Annotated in this window: 21 protein-coding genes; 14 read left to right on the forward strand and 7 right to left on the reverse strand. The window is 55.8% G+C overall.

What is annotated here, in order from left to right:
- Positions 1 to 19: 19 nt before the first annotated feature.
- The 9 genes from EDB95_RS04820 (at position 20) to yidD (ending at position 7,935) form a co-directional block, all read left to right on the forward strand.
- Positions 20 to 892: a SusE domain-containing protein gene (locus tag EDB95_RS04820; RefSeq protein ID WP_133991113.1), complete on the forward strand. Its 873-nt coding sequence runs from the start codon at positions 20 to 22 to the stop codon at positions 890 to 892.
- Positions 893 to 898: 6 nt separating this feature from the next.
- Positions 899 to 2,050, forward strand: a complete 1,152-nt coding sequence (locus tag EDB95_RS04825; protein WP_133991115.1) for a SusE domain-containing protein — start codon at positions 899 to 901, stop codon at positions 2,048 to 2,050.
- A gap of 181 nt (positions 2,051 to 2,231) precedes the next feature.
- Positions 2,232 to 3,017 (forward strand): isoprenyl transferase, encoded by a 786-nt coding sequence (locus tag EDB95_RS04830; protein WP_133991117.1) that lies wholly within the window; start codon positions 2,232 to 2,234, stop codon positions 3,015 to 3,017.
- A gap of 127 nt (positions 3,018 to 3,144) precedes the next feature.
- The gene (locus EDB95_RS04835) at positions 3,145 to 5,910 is read left to right on the forward strand and encodes a BamA/OMP85 family outer membrane protein (protein ID WP_133991119.1); all 2,766 of its coding nucleotides are present in this window, start codon (positions 3,145 to 3,147) and stop codon (positions 5,908 to 5,910) included.
- Between the two features lie 14 nt (positions 5,911 to 5,924).
- Positions 5,925 to 6,440 carry an OmpH family outer membrane protein gene (locus EDB95_RS04840; RefSeq protein ID WP_133991121.1) on the forward strand — a complete coding sequence of 172 codons (516 nt, stop codon included), beginning with the start codon at positions 5,925 to 5,927 and terminating at the stop codon, positions 6,438 to 6,440.
- A 36-nt stretch (positions 6,441 to 6,476) separates the two neighbouring features.
- Positions 6,477 to 6,986 carry an OmpH family outer membrane protein gene (locus EDB95_RS04845; RefSeq protein ID WP_133991123.1) on the forward strand — a complete coding sequence of 170 codons (510 nt, stop codon included), beginning with the start codon at positions 6,477 to 6,479 and terminating at the stop codon, positions 6,984 to 6,986.
- A gap of 145 nt (positions 6,987 to 7,131) precedes the next feature.
- Positions 7,132 to 7,287 (forward strand): 50S ribosomal protein L34, encoded by a 156-nt coding sequence (rpmH, locus tag EDB95_RS04850; RefSeq protein ID WP_133991124.1) that lies wholly within the window; start codon positions 7,132 to 7,134, stop codon positions 7,285 to 7,287.
- A 91-nt stretch (positions 7,288 to 7,378) separates the two neighbouring features.
- Positions 7,379 to 7,708 carry a ribonuclease P protein component gene (rnpA, locus tag EDB95_RS04855; RefSeq protein WP_246073514.1) on the forward strand — a complete coding sequence of 110 codons (330 nt, stop codon included), beginning with the start codon at positions 7,379 to 7,381 and terminating at the stop codon, positions 7,706 to 7,708.
- The gene (gene yidD, locus EDB95_RS04860; RefSeq protein ID WP_133991128.1) at positions 7,705 to 7,935 is read left to right on the forward strand and encodes a membrane protein insertion efficiency factor YidD; all 231 of its coding nucleotides are present in this window, start codon (positions 7,705 to 7,707) and stop codon (positions 7,933 to 7,935) included. Before rnpA ends, yidD begins: the two co-directional genes overlap by 4 nt.
- Here yidD and EDB95_RS04865 read toward each other — a convergent pair.
- The 5 genes from EDB95_RS04865 to EDB95_RS04885 all read right to left on the reverse strand — a co-directional run bounded on the left by EDB95_RS04865 (position 7,932) and on the right by EDB95_RS04885 (position 11,260).
- A complete protein-coding gene (locus EDB95_RS04865) occupies positions 7,932 to 8,420 on the reverse strand; it encodes an SRPBCC family protein (RefSeq protein WP_133991130.1) in 489 nt (162 codons plus the stop codon). The two genes, yidD and EDB95_RS04865, sit on opposite strands and share 4 nt — an antisense overlap.
- A gap of 6 nt (positions 8,421 to 8,426) precedes the next feature.
- Positions 8,427 to 8,741: an ArsR/SmtB family transcription factor gene (locus EDB95_RS04870; RefSeq protein WP_133991132.1), complete on the reverse strand. Its 315-nt coding sequence runs from the start codon at positions 8,739 to 8,741 to the stop codon at positions 8,427 to 8,429.
- 85 nt (positions 8,742 to 8,826) lie between these two features.
- Positions 8,827 to 9,483: a phosphatidylserine decarboxylase family protein gene (locus EDB95_RS04875; RefSeq protein WP_133991134.1), complete on the reverse strand. Its 657-nt coding sequence runs from the start codon at positions 9,481 to 9,483 to the stop codon at positions 8,827 to 8,829.
- Positions 9,484 to 9,506: 23 nt separating this feature from the next.
- A complete protein-coding gene (locus EDB95_RS04880) occupies positions 9,507 to 10,421 on the reverse strand; it encodes a phosphatidate cytidylyltransferase (RefSeq protein ID WP_133991136.1) in 915 nt (304 codons plus the stop codon).
- A complete protein-coding gene (locus EDB95_RS04885) occupies positions 10,412 to 11,260 on the reverse strand; it encodes a CPBP family intramembrane glutamic endopeptidase (protein ID WP_162852484.1) in 849 nt (282 codons plus the stop codon). Before EDB95_RS04885 ends, EDB95_RS04880 begins: the two co-directional genes overlap by 10 nt.
- Positions 11,261 to 11,306: 46 nt before the next feature.
- Here EDB95_RS04885 and dusB point away from each other — a divergent pair, with 46 nt between their 5' ends.
- Positions 11,307 to 12,350 (forward strand): tRNA dihydrouridine synthase DusB, encoded by a 1,044-nt coding sequence (gene dusB, locus EDB95_RS04890; RefSeq protein ID WP_133991140.1) that lies wholly within the window; start codon positions 11,307 to 11,309, stop codon positions 12,348 to 12,350.
- Here dusB and EDB95_RS04895 read toward each other — a convergent pair.
- On the reverse strand, positions 12,347 to 13,714 hold the full coding sequence (locus EDB95_RS04895) for an aldehyde dehydrogenase (RefSeq protein ID WP_133991142.1): 1,368 nt from the start codon (positions 13,712 to 13,714) through the stop codon (positions 12,347 to 12,349). The two genes, dusB and EDB95_RS04895, sit on opposite strands and share 4 nt — an antisense overlap.
- A 40-nt stretch (positions 13,715 to 13,754) precedes the next feature.
- Between EDB95_RS04895 and EDB95_RS04900 the strand changes: the two genes are divergently transcribed.
- Both EDB95_RS04900 and EDB95_RS04905 read left to right on the forward strand, forming a co-directional pair.
- On the forward strand, positions 13,755 to 14,201 hold the full coding sequence (locus EDB95_RS04900; RefSeq protein WP_133991144.1) for a nucleoside deaminase: 447 nt from the start codon (positions 13,755 to 13,757) through the stop codon (positions 14,199 to 14,201).
- A 39-nt stretch (positions 14,202 to 14,240) separates the two neighbouring features.
- The gene (locus EDB95_RS04905; RefSeq protein ID WP_133991146.1) at positions 14,241 to 14,846 is read left to right on the forward strand and encodes a superoxide dismutase; all 606 of its coding nucleotides are present in this window, start codon (positions 14,241 to 14,243) and stop codon (positions 14,844 to 14,846) included.
- Between the two features lie 31 nt (positions 14,847 to 14,877).
- Here the strand turns inward: EDB95_RS04905 and EDB95_RS04910 are convergent, their stop codons facing one another.
- The gene (locus tag EDB95_RS04910; protein WP_246073515.1) at positions 14,878 to 15,576 is read right to left on the reverse strand and encodes a YjjG family noncanonical pyrimidine nucleotidase; all 699 of its coding nucleotides are present in this window, start codon (positions 15,574 to 15,576) and stop codon (positions 14,878 to 14,880) included.
- 39 nt (positions 15,577 to 15,615) lie between these two features.
- Here EDB95_RS04910 and EDB95_RS04915 point away from each other — a divergent pair, with 39 nt between their 5' ends.
- Together EDB95_RS04915 and EDB95_RS04920 are read left to right on the forward strand one after the other, a co-directional pair.
- Positions 15,616 to 16,329, forward strand: coding sequence for an SDR family NAD(P)-dependent oxidoreductase (locus EDB95_RS04915; RefSeq protein WP_133991148.1), 714 nt, complete (start codon positions 15,616 to 15,618; stop codon positions 16,327 to 16,329).
- 126 nt (positions 16,330 to 16,455) lie between these two features.
- On the forward strand, positions 16,456 to 18,498 hold the full coding sequence (locus EDB95_RS04920; RefSeq protein WP_133991150.1) for a BatD family protein: 2,043 nt from the start codon (positions 16,456 to 16,458) through the stop codon (positions 18,496 to 18,498).
- Positions 18,499 to 18,501: the final 3 nt, after the last annotated feature.

Below are 18,501 nucleotides of genomic sequence, written 5' to 3' on the forward strand. Positions count from 1 at the left end.
CACGTAAAAGACGATTGTTATGAAAAGACAAATAAACAAGATCTGGTTCCTCGCGGGCGGCTGCCTCCTGGCCCTGGCTGCTTGCAAAAAGGACGAGGCTAAGGTATACCTGGAAAGTGGAACGCCGCCCGTGTTGTCGGCCAGCCAAACGGGCACTATTCCCCTGCCCGTGACCGATACGTTGGCCAACGCGGTGACATTTTCCTGGACCAATCCAAACTATCAGTTCAACACCGGGATCAGCTCGCTCAATGTGAGCTACAGCCTCCAGTTCGATACGGTGGGCGGCAACTTTACCAGTCCGGTTATGCGCACGCTTACCTACAGTCCGGACATCAGCGCCACCATGACGGTGAGCGTCTTCAACAGCTTCCTCGCCAATAATATGGGGTTGCTGGCGGGCATGAGTCACAACCTCCAGGTTCGGGTGCAGTCCTATATCAAGCCGTTAAGCTCGGGTTCACCGGAGGCGGATACCCTCAATTCCAATTCGCTGAACTTTACGGTTACGCCCTATTCTCCCCCTCCTGTAGTCACACCGCCCGCTTCGGGGGAATTGTGGCTGGTAGGTGGCGATACCAAACTGGGCGCCTGGGCAAATCCCGTACCTGCAGCGCAGCAATTCACCAAAATAAGCAACACGGAGTATAAGATTACGATCGCCCTCTCCGGGGGAGATCCGACGAACGGTAGCGATCAATACCTCTTCCTGCCTGTCAACGGGAGTTGGAGCAACAAATACGCCAGCTCCGCGACACCCGCCGGGACGCTCAGCGGTGGAGGCACGTTTGGCTATAATCTCAGCAACAACTTCGCCGGGCCGTCCTCGGCCGGAACGTACACCATAGACGTCAATTTCCAGAGCGGTATTTATACCGTCACCCAAAACTAAAAGTGTATGAGAAAGCATTTCCTTCTATATTCGGGCGTTGCGGTGGCTGTATGGCTTGCCGCCTGCTCCAAGATGACCAATCCTTATTACAAAAACGGGAGCACCCCCACGCTGGCGAGCTCCACGACGACGATCGCGGTTCCTCCGTCAGACTCGCTCACCAGCGTATTGGTGCTGAGTTGGTCCAACCCGCACTATGCTACGGATTCGTCCACCGAGAAATACACTATCCAGATCGATTCGTCCGGCCGGAACTTTACACAGGCCGTAAGCTTTGTCATATCGGGCGCGTTGACGGATACGTTTATCGCCAAACAGATCAATAACGTCGTTCTGGGTTTTGGGGCCTCCTTCGGGGTGCCCTACAAGGTGGACGTACGGGTAATGTCTTCCTACGCCAACAACAACGAATTGTTGACGTCGAATACGGTGACCCTGACCGTTACGCCCTATAAGATCCCGCCCAAGGTGCAGCCGCCTGCGTCCGGAAAACTTTTCCTGGTCGGCAGCGCCACCGCCGGTGCATGGAACAACCCCGTCCCGCTCCCGAGCCAGCAGTTCGAAATGGTGGATTCCACGGATTATGCCGGCGTCTTCAACCTGACCGGCGGTGGGCAATTCCTGGCCTTACCCGTCAACGGGGACTGGACCAACAAATTCGCGACCAGCGACAACAGCGAAGACGGAACGGGCGGCACCTTCGGATACAACGGCAGCAACAGCACGTACAACACCAATTTCACCGGTCCGACCACCTCCGGCTGGTACATCATCTGGTTCAATTTCCAAGCGGGTACCCTCTCGATCACGCCCTTCTCCGGCGTCGTTCCCGACAGCTTGTTTATCGTGGGTTCGGCTACGGCGGGCGCCTGGAACAATCCCGTGCCCGATCCCGCCCAGAAATTGACAAGGGTCAATTCCAGCCAGTTCTCCATCAAACTCCCTTTGAGTGGCGGCAACCAATACCTGTTGCTACCCGTCAACGGCAGCTGGACCAACAAGTACGCCGTCCGCGGAACCAACGACACGGTCAGCGGGGGCACCTTCGGGTACAATGGGAACAACGGCACTTTTAATACAAACTTCACCGGTCCGACGACGACCGGAACCTATACGATGACGGTCGACTTCCTGAGCTGGACGTATACGGTGCAATAGTTGTCCATCGGTGCTCTATTTAGACATGAGCAGTTGGTTAAGGGTTTGTTTTCAAGCCGCCCCGCGTGGGCGGCTTTTTTATGATTTAATTGATAACCAATGCATTAAAGAAGAAGATCGGCTGCATCTAACTCCGCCATATTTTTGTAACTTCGCCCCCTCAAATGCCATAAAAGCCGTCATGAGCCTCCTGGAACAAATTGACAAACAACGTCTGCCCCGCCATATCGCCATCATTATGGATGGAAACGGGCGTTGGGCAAAGGAACAGGGGCAGGACCGCCTGTACGGGCATTTTCATGGGGTGGAGAGCGTGCGCAATATCGTGGAAGGTTGTGCGGAACTGGGGATCGGTTACCTGACCCTGTACGCCTTTAGCACCGAGAACTGGGACCGGCCGGCGTATGAAGTCAACGGTCTTATGGAGCTGCTGATCGACACGATCCGGAAAGAGGTGGATACCCTCAACCGGAACAACATCCGCCTGCACATGATCGGGGATATGCAGATGCTTCCGGAGTCCGCCCAGCACGAACTGGAGGAGGCCATGGAGCTAACGGGGACGAATACCGGCCTGAACCTGGTCATGGCCCTTAGCTACAGCAGCCGCTGGGAGCTGGTCCACGCCATGCGCCAGGTCGCCGAAGACGTCAAGGCGGGTAAGGTGGACCCCGGAGCGGTCACCCCGGCCTTGCTGGAGCAGTATCTGTGCACCCGCGGCATACCTGATCCGGAGCTGATGATCCGGACCAGCGGGGAATTCAGGATCAGCAATTTCCTGCTCTACCAGCTGGCGTATGCGGAACTGTACTTTACGCCGACACTATGGCCGGACTTCAGGAAAGAGAACCTGTACGAGGCCATACTGGATTTCCAGAACCGGGAAAGACGCTTCGGGAAGACCAGTGAGCAGATCGCAGAAGTGCCAACGGGCGTCATTTCCAAGGATTCAATTGGGAGGTTTTAACAAAGCGTTTTAATAATTCCGCTTAATTTGCCGGCCATGCTTATTAGGAGGGAATTGTAACAGGAAAAATATAGCAACTTTTTTAATAAACTAAAGGGCAAAGGCAATTTCACAAAACTCAAACTGGATGCAACGTTTTTGTAGGGTTTTTTTAGCGGGGATTATATTATCGGCTTTATTCTTCACCAGCCTCCGGGCCCAGACGACAGACACCCTCCCTGCTTCGGTAAATCCTGAATTGCAGAACCTTTTCAATTCCAAGATCCAAAAGGAATACACGATCGCCGGCATCAAGGTCGTGGGCGCCAAGTACCTGGAAGAATCCATCGTCCTTTCCGTGACGGGGCTGAGTGTGGGCGACGTGGTCAAGATACCGGGGGGAGATGCTTTTTCCAAGGCCATCACCAATCTTTGGAAACAACGCCTTTTTAGCAACGCACAGATCTATATCACCCGTTTGGAGGGGAAAAATATCTGGGTCGAGATCGACCTCCAGGAACGCCCCCGGTTGTCGAACTTCTATTTTAAGGGTATTCGCAAGGGGGAGGCGGAAGACCTGGAGCCGAAAACAGGCCTTGTCCGTAGCCGTGTGGTCACGGAGGACATGAAACTGACGGCCATCCAAAGCATCCAGAAATTCTTTACCGATAAGGGTTTCCAAAGCGCAGACGTGCGTGTCGAGGAGAAACCCGACGCCGGTGGTGCCAAGAACTTCGAGACCCTGACGTTTTACATCACTAAAGGACCGAAAGTCCGGGTCGACGACATCAACTTCTTCGGGAACACAAATGCTACCGACAGCAAGCTGATGTCCAAGATGAAGGGGACGCACGAGATGAGCCGGCTGACCCTTTTCCCGGTGCCCAAGCGCGCGGTCTACGGGTATCGCCCGAACATCACTTTCCACGACTTTGTCCACGACTACGACTTCCTGATCCCCACCAAGATCAAGGACTTCATGGATCCCTACGTCCGGTTTAAACTCTTTACGTCCGCCAAATTCAACCAGACCAAGTACGACGAGGACAAGGATAAACTGATCCAATACTACAACTCCATCGGTTTCCGGGACGCGGCCATCACCGCGGACACGACGTATTATACCTCTAACGGGACCATGAACGTCGACATGAAGATTTCCGAGGGAGATAAATATTATTTCGGGGACATCACCTGGAAGGGGAATACCAAATATTCCGATTCCGTCCTGAGCCTTATCCTCGATATTCACAAAGGGGACCTGTATAACCTGGGGATGCTCAACAAGCGTCTCGGGGTAGAACCTTCGCCCGAAGGCGGGGACATCAAAGGCCTCTATATGGACGACGGCTACCTGTTCTTCCGCATCGACCCTGTAGAGACCAGGGTTTACCACGACACCATCGATTACGAGGTCCGTATCGTGGAAGGTCCCCAGGCCACCATCAAGAACGTCAACATCTCCGGGAACGACAAGACCAAGGAATACGTGGTACGCCGCGAACTCCGGACGATCCCCGGGGAAAAGTTCAGCCGGCAAAACGTCATCAAGGACAACCGGACCATCGCCAACCTTGGCTTCTTCAACCAGGAGAAGATCGGGATCACCCCCGTGCCGCACATCGAGGACGGGACGGTGGACATCAACTATACGGTCGAGGAAAAGTCTTCCGACCAGTTGGAACTGTCCGCGGGCTGGGGGGGAAATATCGGTCTGACCGGTACCCTGGGGGTCACGTTTAACAACTTTTCACTGAGCAACATTTTCCATAAGAAGGCCTGGGATCCGCTGCCTTCCGGTGACGGCCAGAAACTCTCTGCCCGCATACAAGCCAACGGTAAGTCTTACCGGGCGGAAAACCTGTCCTTTACCGAGCCCTGGTTTGGGGGGAAGAAAAGGAACTCGCTCACGGTGAGTGTATACAATACCCGTTATTCAAACGCCTACGCGTACAACTATGCCACGGGCAGCTATGTCACCAACCACAGCGACACCTCTCACCTGAACATCCTCGGTGTGGGCCTCGCCCTGGGTAAGGCGCTCCGCTGGCCGGATGAATATTTCACGCTCACCTACGCGATCAACTACAACGTGTACCAGCTCCGGAGCTACTACGGCTACTTCCCGGACATGGCCACGGGGAATTCGAACAACATCAACGTCAAGCTGACGCTGGCGCGGTATAGCCTGGACAACCCGCAGTTCCCGCGCATCGGCTCCAACCTGATGTTGAGCGTACAGGCGACTCCGCCCTACAGCCAACTGGGGAACAATCCGGATAATTATACCTCTATCCAAGACAAATACCGGTTCGTGGAGTACCACAAATGGCGTTTGAACGCCGAGTGGTACATCCCCTTAGGTGTCGGCCGTGGCGAGGACAAGACGCGCCAGTTCGTCCTCCACGTGGCAGGGAAATTTGGATATATGGGGCGGTATAGTACTAAACTGCCGATTTCTCCGTTTGAAAGGTTCCAGCTTGGGGATGCGGGTCTGACCAATAACTTCGGTATCCTGAGGTATGACATCATCTCCCAGCGCGGTTACCCGGTCTATTACAACTCCAATCCTTCGGTGAACCCCGACAACGGTACGACGGGAACGGTCAATCCCAATCAGCTCTTTACCATATTCAATAAGTACGTGCTGGAACTGCGCTACCCGCTCAGTCTCAGCCCGACCAGTACCATCTATGGCCTGGGCTTCTTCGAAGCGGCCAACGGCTGGTATGACTTCCAGCACTATGATCCTTTCCAGCTCCGCCGTTCGGTGGGTCTGGGGATGCGGTTCTTCCTGCCGATGTTCGGTCTGCTGGGCTTTGACTATGGGATTGGTCTTGATCGTCTACAACCGGGCCAGGGTATTCGGAACGCAGGACGGTTCACCTTCATGCTGGGTTATGAGCCGGAATAGTGTAATTTGCTAATATGCGACACTTCCTTTGTATCCTCCTTTGTCTGGGGTGGGGTCTGGGCGCCCTCCAGGCGCAGCGTTATGCGGTGATCGACACCAAATACATCCTGAGCAAGCTCCCGGAGTACCAGAAAGCCCAAAAAACCCTGGATGATTTCAGCACGCTTTGGCAGGCCGAAATAGAGCAAAAGTCCGCGGAGCTCGACAAGTTGCGCAGCGACTACCAGGCCGAACAGGTCATGTTGAGCGACGACCTCAAGAAAAAAAGAGAAGACCAGATCTTTAATGCCGAGAAGGACCTCAGGGACCTTCAACGGAGGCGCTTCGGCTTCGAAGGCGACGTGTACAAGAAACGCCAGGAACTGATCAAACCCATCCAGGACAAGGTCTACGACGCCATCCAGAAACTGGCCGTTTCGAGGTTATATGATTTTATTTTGGATAAAAGTGAAGGAATTACCGTTATATTTGCCGACCCCAAGCTGGACAAGAGTGATGACGTATTAAGGGCTCTAGGGGTTAAACTCTAAACCACTTCAACAAAAACTAAAATTAAAAAAAGAACAATGAAAAAAGTTTTATTTGCCACGCTGTTTGTCATGGGGCTTTCGACGATTGTGGGGGTGAAGGTACAGGCGCAAAATAAAATCGGTTATATCAGCATGGACGAGCTCGTGTCCGTCATGCCCGAAGCAAAAAAGGCAGACACCGTCCTGTCCCAATACCGGGATGGTCTGGCACAAGCCCAACAGCAAATCCAGCAAGAACTCCAAACCCGCTACCAGGCATACATCAAGGACTCCGCTACGATGAGCCAGCCCAAAAAGGACCTGGAAACCCGCGGTATCCAAGAGCTCGCCAACAAGCTCCAGAACTATAACCAGGACGCGCAACAGCAAATGAGCCTGAAGCAACAGGAAGTCTACGGCCCCATCCAGAAAAAAGCCATGGACGCCATTACGGAAGTCGCCAAGGAAAACGGCTACGCCTACATCATGACCAAGGAAAACCTCCTGGTGTCTCCTCCTACCGACGACATCCTGCCTCTCGTGAAAAAGAAGCTGGGGATCAAATAAGTTTTTTCTGGCAGATAAGATTTAATAATAGAACCGGGGCCATCGCCCCGGTTTTTCAATTTATTTACTTACCTTTGCCCTCCTTTCACCGGGGACGGGAACATGGTGGTTTCCGTAAAATGTTGAAATCTAATAAATTATTCACATGAAGAGGACATTTCAACCGCACAGACGTCGTCGCAAGACCGTGCATGGCTTTCGCAAGCGTATGCAAACGGCTAATGGGCGCAAGGTACTCGCTTCCCGCCGTGCAAAGGGTCGTAAACGCCTGACCGTCTCCGACGATTCCCGTCTCAAATAGGAATTATCGCTTTTTGATATAACTAAAGCTCTCCGTTTTTGGAGAGCTTTTTTGCCTTATACCCCTTATGCCCCACCGTTACACATTCCCCATGGCCGAACGCCTGAAGAGCCGGAAACAGATCGATTTTCTTTTCCGCTCCGCAAAGTCGTTCTCCGTTTTCCCCCTTCGTGTGTTTTACCGTTGGGAGGGGTCGGCCGCCGCTCGTGTCGGTGTGGGTGCGCCCAAGCGTCATTTCAAGCGGGCCGTCGATCGTAACCGCATCAAACGCTTGCTCCGGGAAGGCTACCGTCTCCAAAAAGAAGCCTTGCCCGGTCTTCACGCCTTTATCATTTATACCGGGAAAGAACTCCCCACCCAGGCGGAGATCATGGACAAGATCGGCGTAATTTTGAAAAAACTCCGGGACCTCCAGCCATGAAGACCCTCCGGTACATATTGTCCCTGCCATTTGTCCTGCTCATCAAGCTCTATCAATGGATCGTGTCGCCCATCCTCGGGCCCAAGTGCCGTTATACACCCAGCTGTTCGCAGTATGCGCTGGAAGCGTTTAAGAAGTATGGTCCTTTGAAAGGCGGATGGCTTGCGTTCAAACGGATCTCCCGTTGTCATCCGTGGGGGGGGCATGGGTATGACCCGGTGCCCTAACCTCCGTAGTCCGGCAGTTTGCTTTTCCACCATTCATCGTTCCACGAAAAGTCCAGCCGGCTACCATCCAGGACTTCCGCCATGAGGTCGATATGCGTATGCCAGCCCGCCCCTAAGCCGGGTACCTGGCGCGTCAGCCTCGAATGCGTCAACACCAGCAAACAGGCATTGGGGCCCTGGGGCAAAAGCTCCCAGCATACCAGTGATGCCTCTTGGTCGGGTCCTTCGTCCCAAGTGTATTCCAAGAGCGCGTATTCTTTCAACCGGGTAATCGTACCCCGCATAACTTTCGGGCTGTGTGTGTAATCCAGGATGAATTCACCCCCGGGTTGCAGATCCACCCGCGCCTCCGCTATCCATTTGGCCAGGTAGGCCGGTTGGGTCAGCGCGTCCCAGACCCGGGACACCGGGTGCTCCAGTTGCCGCTCGAAGCGCAGGGTGTAGTGGCCATCCCGTTGCAGGACCTGGCCGAGAGGGAATGCCATAGAATTTTATTTTTGTGTCTCCAAGAAGGCTTCGAGTTGGTCCAACTTCCCTTTCCAAAACTCCCGGTATTGGTCCGCCCAGTCCGACACTTCCTTTATCCGTTGCAGGTTGGCCGCGCAATAGCGCTCCCGTCCCTGTTGCCGGATCACCACCAGCCCACACTCGCTAAGGATCCTGATGTGTTTGGAAATAGCAGGTCTGGATACGGTGAAATTCTCCGCCACCCCATTTAGGGTCAAGGTCTTCCGGGACAACAACCCGATGATCTCCCGGCGGGTGGGGTCCGCTATCGCCTGGAATACATCCCTTCTTAAGTCCATTTGTGTAACTATTCGGTTACAAATATAGGGAAAAAAATTAGCCCGCCTATTCGCGGGCCATGTTTTTGAGTTCGCTTTTTCAGTTTTATACCGTCGCCAGCACGGTCACGCCGCCCTGCACGGTTTGCCCGATCTGCACATTGATTTTGGTGCCCAGCGGTAAAAGTACGTCCACCCTGGACCCGAACTTGATAAAGCCCAGTTCCCTGCCCTGCTCCACCTTTTGCCCGACGTGGAGGTAGTTGACGATGCGCTTGGCCAGCGCGCCCGCGATTTGCTTGACCAGGATCGTGGTTTTATCGTTTGCCAGCACCACTGAGTGGCGCTCATTCTCCGTAGACGACTTGGGGTGCCAGGCCACCAGGTATTTGCCCTTGTGGTATTGATTGTAGAGCACTTCGCCGCTGATGGGATTGCGGTTGACGTGCACATTGGCGGGGCTCATGAAAATGCTCACCTGAATGCGCCTGTCCTTGTAATACTCCACCTCATCGGTCTCCTCGATCACGACGACCTTGCCGTCCGCCGGGCAAATGACAGCGCCGGCATCCACCGTGAGCTTCCGGTTGGGAATCCGGAAAAAGGAGATCATAAACAACAACAGGAAAAGCGTAACGGCAAAGATGACCCAGGCCAGAAAAGGGACCGCTGCGCTGATAAATGCAAAGGACAGCAGGTTGATGATGATAAACAACACAGCGCTGATGGCAATGGAGGGGAAACCTTCTCTATGGATCGTCATTCGTTACGGAATTTGGGCCGAAGTTACAAGATACTCAGCAGGATGAAAAATGCATAGGTCACCGGCGTCGCCAAAAGCAGCGAATCGAAGCGGTCCAGGAAGCCCCCATGTCCGGGTAGGATGCTGCCGCTGTCCTTGACACCCGCCAGCCGTTTCAGCCGGCTTTCCAGAAGGTCACCTGCGGTACCGACCACTGCGGCAATCGCGGAAATACCGATCCAAACACCCAACTGGTAGATGCCTACGAAGTGTCCCAACAGCGTCATCGCGCCTACGCACAACAACGCACCACCGGCCGTCCCTTCCCACGTCTTTTTAGGCGAGATCTTCGAAAACGGCGTCCTGCCTATAAAAGACCCGACGATATACGCCATCGTGTCGTTGATCCAGATCGAGAAGATCAGGATACAAGGCAAAGCCACGGGGTAGGCGATGCGCTGGAACAGCGTCGGGGTGCCCCCCAAAAGCCGTGTCATCGATAACAAGGAATCCCCCATCCCATAAAGGAGGATCATCAGGAACCAGGGGAGCGAAATATAGGCCAGACCCGCCAGGGCGTACCATAAGTTTTTGCCGGTTTTTTCGGGCTTCAAAACCGCGCCGGCAGCGATCAGGAGCACACCTGCGCCCATCACCGCGTCCCCCACATATCCGGCCCATGCAAGCCCCTCCATGGCATCAGGGATGCCTCGGAAAGCCCACCACATGCCCCCCCAGCCCAGCAAGGGGAAACCCCAGGCCCAGGTTTTGTGGATCTTTTTAAAATCCGGGTCGATCGCCTTCATCAACAACAGGAACTCATACCAGCAACCGAAATGGATCAGGGTGAACAACGCAAAAAAAGAGGTGCGGTTCCAAAGAAGACCGCCTACCATGACGACGACAAAGATGATGGCGGACAGCGTCCGGGTTTTGAATGTAGCGACGTTTAAGGCCATGTAGTGGTTTTAATCCGTTTCATCCATACGAAACAGGCCAGCACCAGGACGGTGCTGATCAACCCATAGGACAAAGGCATGGTAGCATTGGTATCAAACACGGGATTCGGATGCGTCCCGCTTTGGTGTTGTTGGGCGTAAAAGAAAATCACCTGGGAAGCGTTGTACACCGAGTGGGCGACGATGGACGGCCAAAGACTCCCGCTGTAGGCATACAGATAACCCAAAACAAGCCCCAGCGCCAGGCGCGGGAAAAAGCCCAGGAACTGAAAATGCATGGCGGAGAAAAGAATGGCGCCCAGCCATACGCCCACGTGTACGTTCCGGGTCGCGCGGACCAGTATCTTCTGGATCACCCCCCGGAAAAACGCTTCTTCCCCCAACGCGGGGCAAAACGCCATCACCAGGAGGTTCAGCCCGAGATAACCAGGCGTCGGCATGTTCAGGATCTGTTCCTGGAAAGCGTCCTGCGATTTTTCCGTATCGTGTATCCACTTGTCGGCGCCCGCCACCGGAAAATGCAACCCTTCGTTCCAGCCCGCCAGCACCTGGACCATGGGGATGGAGACAAGCATGACCACCACCGCCAGGACAAAAAAGTTTTTGTTCCCGGGTGAACGGAACCCCGATTCCTGTAAGGGCGCCTGGTACACCAGCTGGCCATAGAACAGAGCCGGCAGTAGTAAGAAAATCAGCGAGTTAACAAGTGCCTGGGCATGGTAGGCGTTTGACGGCATGTTTAAGATCAACACGCTTGTCAACGCCATGGCAAACACAAGAAGGAACGCCAGCAGTAAACAGTGGAACCAAAGGGGCTTGTCGCCGAAGATAGGGCGCATGGGCATACCGAAATAAGTGCGTAAATTTACACCCTTTTCCAAGACAATGGTAAAGATTGGTCCCATATCGCTCCCCGACAACCCACTCCTGCTCGCCCCCATGGAGGACGTCAGCGATCCCCCCTTTCGCGCGGTCTGCAAGGCTGCCGGGGCGGACCTGATGTACAGCGAGTTCATCTCCAGCGAAGGGCTGATCCGGGACGCCATCAAAAGCCGGCAAAAGCTCGACTTTTTCGAGTTCGAGCGCCCGGTCGGGATCCAGATCTTCGGAGGTGATGAAGAAGCCATGGCCCTTTCGGCCAGGATCGTCGCCGCCACCCAACCCGACCTTGTGGACATCAATTTCGGTTGCCCCGTCAAAAAGGTCGTGTGTAAAGGCGCCGGGGCCGGCGTCCTCAAAGACCTGGACCTGATGGTCCGTCTAACCAGGGCCGTTGTCCGCGCCACCGACCTGCCCGTGACTGTGAAAACCCGCCTCGGCTGGGACGAAGCCTCCATCAACATCGAGGAAGTGGCCGAACGGCTCCAGGACGAAGGCATCCAGGCGCTCACCATTCATGGTCGCACCCGCGCCCAGATGTACAAGGGTGAGGCGGACTGGAGGCTGATCGCCAAGGTTAAGAACAATCCGCGTATCCGCATTCCCATCTTTGGCAACGGGGACATCGATTCGCCGGCGAAAGCGAAGCTGTATCTCGACCGCTATGGCGTCGACGGGCTCATGATCGGTCGTGCCGCGATCGGCTATCCCTGGATCTTCCGCGAGGTCAAACACTATTTTGCTACCGGGGAGGTGCTTGCGCCGCCTACCATCGAGGAGCGCGTGGCCGTCTGCCTTCAGCACCTGGAGAAGTCCGTGGCCTGGAAGGGACCGGTGCTTGGCATTCTCGAAATGCGACGGCACTATGCCAACTATCTGAAGGGGCTTCCCCACATCAAAGACTTCCGCATGCGGCTCGTCACCGCGCCCGACTTTTCTTCGGTCGAGGCCATTCTCCGTGACATCGGGGTGCGTTATGCCGGCTTTGTAGCAGAGCGCTTCATGGCTGGGTTCACCGGGTCCCAGGTGGAGGAATCCTGCGCTTACTAACGGAAGAACCACTTGAATAGCCGTAACTTCCCCGCATAGGGTGGATACTTTAGGCGAAGGTCGAGCCAGGTGCCCGACCGCGTCACGGATTTGAAGTGGGAAAAAATGCGGAAGCTCTCGAAGCCGTGGTACCGCCCCATCCCGCTGTAAGCGATCCCACCGACCGGGAGCGAAGGATTACCGAAGTGTACTAACGTGTTGTTGACACAGCCGCCGCCGAAAGGGACTTCCCGGAGAAAGAAATCGGCGAACGACCGGTCGCTGGAGAACACGTAAAGGGCCAGTGGCCAGGGGCGGGCGCGGATAAATGCCAGAGCCTCTTCAGTGGTATCGTAAGTAAAGATGGGCAGCAGGGGGCCGAATATTTCTTCTTCCATCAAAGGGCTATCGGGGGAGACGTCGTCGAGGAGGGTCGGGCCGATATAGAGGTCCGCTACGTCGTGGTCGCCGCCGTGGAGGATGCGGCCTTGGGGGAGATAGCCGGTGAGTTTTGCAAAACGACCGGCGTGGACGATGCGTGCGTAGTCGGGGGAGGAACGGGGATCCTCTCCGAAAAAGGCGCGGAGTTGAGAAAGTACGGCGTCCAGGAAAGCGGCTTTTATCGAACGATGCACCAGGAGATAGTCGGGGGCAACGCAGGTTTGTCCGGCGTTGATGAATTTCCCCTGGACGATCCGGCGGGCGGCGGGCAACAGGTCGACCGTGGGGCCGACGATACAAGGGCTTTTGCCGCCGAGTTCGAGGGTGACGGGGATGAGTGGGGGTGCGGCCATGGAAAGGATTTCCCGGCCAACGGGGATGGAGCCGGTGAAAAAGATGTGATCGGGCCGGCCCTGAGCCAACAAGGGCGGCAGCACGAGACGACCGTCGCCTTGTAGAACGCCGACGTATTCAGGTGGAAATAATTCCCCTAGTATCTGTTCGATAAGGACGGCAGTGGCGGGGGCAAACTCGGAGGGTTTGCACAAGACACTGTTCCCGGCGGCGATGGCGCCTACCAGCGGGTGGAGGAGCAGCATGAGGGGGTAGTTCCAGGGGGCGATGACCAGGACGACACCGAGGGGTTCTTTGTACACCACGCTGCGGGAAGGAAAAAATGCCAGTGGGGTGGACCGGCGATCGGGCCGGGCCCAGGCGTCGAGGTGCCGCAGCGTGTGGGTGATCTCCTGGTGGACCTGGCCGAGTTCGGTGGCGTAGGCTTCCACCGCGGGTTTGCGGAGGTCGCGGTGAAGGGCCTCCAGGAGGGCGTCTTCGTGCCGGTGCAGCGCCGCCTTTAACCGCGACAACTGTTGTTTGCGGAAAGCAACCGGGCGGGTCTGCCCGGAATCGACAAAGGCCTTCATGGCGGCAAGCGACGCGTGCATACCTCAAAAGTAACGTCTTTGCCGTACCTTACGTAGCCTTATGGACCCGGAAAAAGACATTCAAATGATGCGACAGGCCCTGCGGGAAGCGCAAAAGGCCTATGAGGAAGGTGAGATCCCCGTGGGTGCAGTCATCACCATAGGCGACCGGATCATCGCGAGGGGACACAACCAGGTGGAGCGGCTCAACGACCCGACCGCCCACGCCGAGATCATCGCCCTGACGTCCGCGTTCAACTTCCTGGGAAGTAAGTACCTGCCCGATGCAACCCTGTACGTGACCGTGGAACCTTGTCTGATGTGCGCGGGGGCGTTGTATTGGAGCAAGATCGGCCGCGTGGTGCAGGGAACGGCGGACCCCAAAAACGGGTACCTGCATACCTGCGGAGACAACAATCCCTTTCATCCAAAGACCGTCCTTACGCGGGACGTGATGATGGAAGAATGTGCAACCTTAATGAAGTCTTTTTTTCAGAGTAAGCGGTGAGGCCCTAATTTTGAGGAATATAATCTTAAATATACATCTATGTCGTTCACATTACCCCCTCTGCCTTACGCGTTTGACGCGTTAGAGCCGCATATCGATGCGCTGACGATGCAAATCCACCATGGTAAACACCACCAGGCGTATGTCGACAATCTGAATAAGGCGATTGCCGGAACGCCCAACGAGGGCAAATCCCTGGAAGAGCTCGTAAAGGTGGCCGGTACCATCAGCCCCGCGGTTCGCAACAACGGCGGCGGTCACTGGAACCACTCCTTTTTCTGGGAGATCCTGGCGCCCAATGCCGGTGGAAACCCCGAAGGCAAACTGGCGGATGCGATTGCCGGTACCTTTGGCTCATTTGACGAATTCAAGGAGAAATTTGCTGCTGCCGGTGCCACCCGTTTCGGAAGCGGCTGGGCCTGGCTGATCGTCAAAGACGGCAAACTGGAGATTACTTCTACCCCCAACCAGGACAACCCGCTGATGGACGTGGCCGAGGTAAAGGGTACGCCTATCCTGGGTGTAGATGTGTGGGAGCACGCCTATTACCTGAAATACCAAAATCGCCGTCCGGAATACCTGAAGGCTTTCTGGAACGCGGTGAATTGGAAAAAGGTCGCGGAGCATTACGCAAAAGCGCACTAATGCGTTAAGGTCCGGGGCGCCCGTCCCGGACCTATAATATCTCTTCCAGCTCTTTCAGGTGCCGGATCGTATACGTTGCCGGCACCCTGTCGGCCGACGCGATGTGGTTGACGAAAATGCAGTCCATGCCGATGTTGAGGGCCCCTTGTATATCTGCGTCGGGGTTGTCCCCGATCATGATGCTTTCCTTTACATCCGCCCCGGTGATCCGGAGCGCGAACTCAAAGATCTCCTTCTGGGGCTTGACACTCCCCGACTTCTCCGAGGTGATCACTTCTTCGAAATAGTCGTCCAGGCGGCTGGTCCGCAGTTTGCGCCATTGTACTTTTTCAAACCCATTGGTGATGAGGTGGAGGAGATAACCTTTGTTTCTGAGATAGGTGAGGATCTCAAGGGTATAGGGGAATAGGTTCTGTTTTTCCGGAAGTAGCTCCAGGAAGGTGGCACTCATCTTACGGGCCAGGGGCTCGCTGCCGATCTTGAAGTCGAGGAGTGTTCTCCACATGCGTTTCCATTTGAGCTCTTCGCTGGAAATGTGGCCGTGGTGATACCGGTCCCAAAGTACCTGGTTGTGGTGCAGGTATCGCTCATAAAACTTCCCGAAATCGTCGATACCTTCCCCCGATAGTTCGAGGACTTCGTAGAGTTCCAGCAGGGCTTCTTTTGCATTCAGGTCGAAGTCCCAAAGGGTATGGTCGAGGTCGAAAAAAATGTGCCGGTATTGCATCATCAAATTAGTAGATTGCGGGCCTGCAATCTACAGCGTAAAATGGTACTATCGAAACATGTCGTGATCACGGGTGGATCCAAGGGGTTGGGTTTTGCCTTTGCGGAAGCCTTTGCGGCGGGGGGCTGTTCCCTCGTGTTGTGCGCCCGGGGCGAAAAGGACCTGGACAAAGCGGCGGCCTCCCTCAGGGAGGCGTATCCGGGGATTACTGTCGTTACCGCCGCCTTTGACCTGGGCAGGCCGGAAGCGGCAAAGGCTTTCGGGCAGTGGGTCCTGGACAAGGGAGTGCCCGTGGACATCCTGATCAACAATGCCGGTCGCTTTGTCATGGGGAACCTGTTTGACGAACCCGAGGGTAGCCTTGAGGATATGATCGGGACCAACCTGTACAGCGCTTACCACGTCACCCGTACCCTTTTGCCGTCGATGATGGCGAGACGCAGCGGGCACATTTTCAATATCTGCTCGATCGCCAGCCTGCAGGCCTACAAATACGGGGGCTCCTATAGCGTGAGCAAATTCGCACTCCTGGGGTTTTCCAAAAACCTGAGGGAGGACCTGAAGCCCCACGGGATCAAGGTCACCGCGGTTTGCCCGGGGGCAGCCTACACCTCCTCCTGGGAAGGCTCGGGGGTGGAGCCCGGCCGCATCATGACGGCTGCTGACGTTGCGCAGATGGTTTTTGCCGCGGCCAGCCTGTCGCCCCAAGCTACTGTGGAGGATATTGTCCTGAGGCCCCAGTTGGGGGACCTTTAGGAGGCTGGCTGAGGCGCGGCGGCGCCCGGCGGGGAGCGCTGCTTCGCAGCCCGCGCCGGCACAAGGTTTAACACGATTTTAACCGCGTTTTTCTCGGCTCGCGGACTTAAATTTGTCTCTTGTCTTATGAAACGGATCACGTTCTCCTTGTTTGTGTTCCTACTCCTGGCGGCGGCCCCACGGCTACACGCGCAAGCGTCATTTACGGCCAAGGTTTCCCAAAAAGTCATTGGGCAAGAGGACTTGCTGCAGGTTGACTTTGTCCTTGACGGTGTGTCGGAGGTGGACCAGTTCAGTCCCCCTTCCTTCGGCTCGTTCCAGGTTGCCCAGGGTCCCTCGTATACCAGCGGGTTCAACCTCATCAACGGCAACACCAGCCGGTACTATTCCGTCACGTTTCTGCTCAAACCTACGAGCCTGGGCAAGTTTACTTTTGGTCCGGCTTCCGTCCTTATGGGGAATCAGACCATGCACTCCAACAGCGTCAGCGTCGAGGTCGTCAAGGGCAGCACGGGTGGCGGGGTTTCCCCCCAACAGTCGAATCCTTTCCAGGGGATGATGCCGTCCATGAACATGGACCCGTTGGCGCCGTCGGGTAGGGAAATGTATGGGGACCAGTTCCTGCGCAAAGGAGAAAAGGCAGAGGACAAGATCCGGAAGAACATGATCCTGCGGATGACCGCCAGTAAGAATTCGGTGTATGTAGGGGAACCGGTGGTGGCTACCTGTAAACTCTATTCCCGTCTGCAGTCCGACTCCAAGGTGGCGGAGCGGCCTTCATTTAGCGGTTTCTCTGTTTTCGAAATGGTGCAGCCCGAACAGGGGACGATTTCCAGGGAGATGTTGAACGGGCGGCCGTACAACGGCTACCTGATCCGCAAGGCACAGTTGTATCCTTTGCAAAGCGGCAGCCTGACCATAGAACCGGTGGAGCTGGACAACAACGTGACCTTTTACAGACAGGCCAAACCCACCAAGCAACAGGCCCCCTCGGGCTCTGTCTTCGACCAGATGATGCAGGACTTCTGGGGAGATGAAGAAGGTGAAGGCGTTCCCGAAAAGCATGCCCTCAACCTGATCACCGATTCCATCACGATCCACGTAAAACCGCTGCCCGACGCGGGCAAACCGGCTGATTTTTCCGGCGCCGTGGGACAGTTTACCATCCAGGCCAGCCTGACCAGCACGACCGTAAAGGCCAACCAGACGGATACGCTTCAACTGGTGTTGGCCGGCAGTGGCAACCTGCCCCTGATCAACGCGCCTGCATTACATTTACCCTCGGGCCTGGAGGTATATGATCCTTCGGCCAAAGAACAGATCGACCAGACGATCGCGCCGATCAAGGGAAGAAAGGTATTCTCGTACGCCTTTACCGCCAACAGCGACGGGCAGTTCACACTCCCTTCCATCCGTTTCTCGTACTTCAATCCACAGACAGCCGCTTATATAACCGATTCGACCCCGCCCATGCTCTTGCAGGTATTGCCGGGTCCCGGTGGTCACAGGGACACCAGTGGTCAAACCACGACACAGGGGGTGGCACAACCGTTGCTCCGCTGGATCTGGCTGGGTGCCGGTTTGTTGTTGGTGCTGGCGGCCCTCGTGGGGCTGAGCCGGGCCCGCCGCAAACGCCCCACCGGCGCTGCTGCCCCCAAACCGGGAACGAGCCAACCGGAAGTGAATGTGGGGTCTGCCTCGGCGGACAATGCACCCGTCCGGAGAAGCGAAACGGCCCCGGTAGGGAGCACACCTGTCCGCGAAACAGAGCCCGCGCAGTCCGTACGCGTCACGCCCCAGGCAGACCCTGCCCACCAACCCTATATGGCGCCATCCATTACTACATATGAGGCAAAGGACTGGATGGAAAGCGCCCGCCGGCAATTGAGGGAGAACGACAGCGCCGCTTACTACCGCGAGCTCAACGCAGGCCTTTGGGCGCTGTTGCGCGAATACCTGGACCTTGGCCAGGAACGCGACAAGAACCAGGTGTTGCAGCGTTTGGAGCGAAAGGGATTCAGCCCCTACGTCCGTGAAGAAGTTCGCAAACTCCTCGAAGAATGCGAGCTGGCCCTGTACGCGCCGATCCACACGGGTTCGGACATGCAGCGCAACCTGGACGTCGCGGAACGCCTGCAAAAGCGTTTCGAGCACAACCTGAAGGATTGAGCC

The sequence above is a fragment of the Dinghuibacter silviterrae genome (assembly GCF_004366355.1).
In the GTDB taxonomy this organism is placed as follows: Bacteria; Bacteroidota; Bacteroidia; order Chitinophagales; family Chitinophagaceae; genus Dinghuibacter; species Dinghuibacter silviterrae.